General features: G+C 69.4%; 1 protein-coding gene. It reads right to left on the bottom strand.

Features of this window, described 5'->3' with window-relative positions; all coding sequences use genetic code 11:
* Positions 1 to 48 precede the first annotated feature (48 nt).
* A partial coding sequence (locus C1I97_RS37470) for a pectate lyase family protein (protein ID WP_111007312.1) occupies positions 49 to 1,267 on the bottom strand: 1,219 nt, incomplete at its 5' end.

Here is a 1,267-nt window from a genome sequence, read left to right as displayed (position 1 = left end):
GTCGCGGGCCGGGGCGGAGGGTGCGCCCCGGCCCGCTCGGAGGGGGCGTCAGCGCAGGCGGCCGGCGCCCGCCTGGTGGTCGACGATCCCGGGGACGGCCTTCGGGTGGTCGATCCGGGTGCGCAGGGTCGGGGTCCAGCCCGCGTCCGACTGCAGGATCTCGCCGGGGACCTGGGTGTTGTGGACGGCGATCAGGTCGGTCCGCCTGCCGTTGACGTAGTTGTCGGTGGCGGTGAGCGGCGCCTCCTTCCACTTCTTGAGGATCTTGCCCGTGGCGACCGAGCCCGGCAGGGTGAACGCGTTGTGCTCGGCGACGAGCTGGGACTCCATGCCGATGCCGTAGCTGTAGCCGTAGTCGGCGTTCGCGACGAAGTGGTTGTTGTAGGAGTCGACCTGTCCGAAGCGGACGCGCGGGGCGCGCTCGATCAGGTTCCTGAACAGGTTGTGGTGGAGGGTGACCTTCAGGTGGCCGCGGTCGATCGCGGCGGTGGAGGCGCTGTCGCTGTTGCCGATGAGGATGGTCTTGTCGTGCTCCTCGAAGACGTTCCAGGAGACCGTCACGTAGTCGGCGCCCTTGACGATGTCCAGCTGGCCGTCGTGCTGCTCGTAGATCCGGCCGTAGTGGTGCGGCAGGGTGCTGTTGGGGTGGTCGCCGTCGGTGAAGGTGTTGTGGTCGAACCACACGTGGGTGGAGCCGGTGATCACCGCGCTGTCGTACTCGGAGTTCCAGTTGCCGTCGGCGGTGTCGGTGGGGTCCCACTGCGGGAAGCAGTCCAGCGGGCTCTCCAGGGTGAGGTTGCGGACGATGACGTTGTCCACGTTCTTGATCTGGAGGCTGGCGCCCTTGAAGCCGGCGTTCCTGCCGACGCCGACGACGGTGGTGTTGGCGGGGATGTTCGCCTTGATGTACTTGTCCTGCTGGGCGGCGGAGGCGCGGCGCAGGCCCTCGGGGCTGTCGTCGGGCTCCGCGTCCAGGTCGCGGTCGCGGCCCCAGGTCTCGGGAGCGTAGGTCTTCAGGTAGGCGTCGAAGTCGTAGCCGGGCACCTCGAAGGCGGAGCAGCCCGGGCCGTCGGCGTCGATCGTTCCCTTGACCTTGATGATCTTCGGTGCGTTGCCGCCGGCGGCGAGGGCGGCCTTGAAGCCCTCCCAGGTGGTGACGGTGTAGGTGTGCGCGGCGTCGGCCTTCGCGCCGCCGGTGGTGCCGGTGCCGTACGAGCCCCAGCCGTCCTTGGCGCCGAGCACCTGACGGGCGGTGTCGGGGGTGTGG

This window comes from Streptomyces sp. NTH33, from assembly GCF_003236365.1.
In the GTDB taxonomy this organism is placed as follows: domain Bacteria; phylum Actinomycetota; class Actinomycetes; order Streptomycetales; family Streptomycetaceae; genus Streptomyces.
This window is presented reverse-complemented; position numbering and strand designations above follow the sequence as displayed.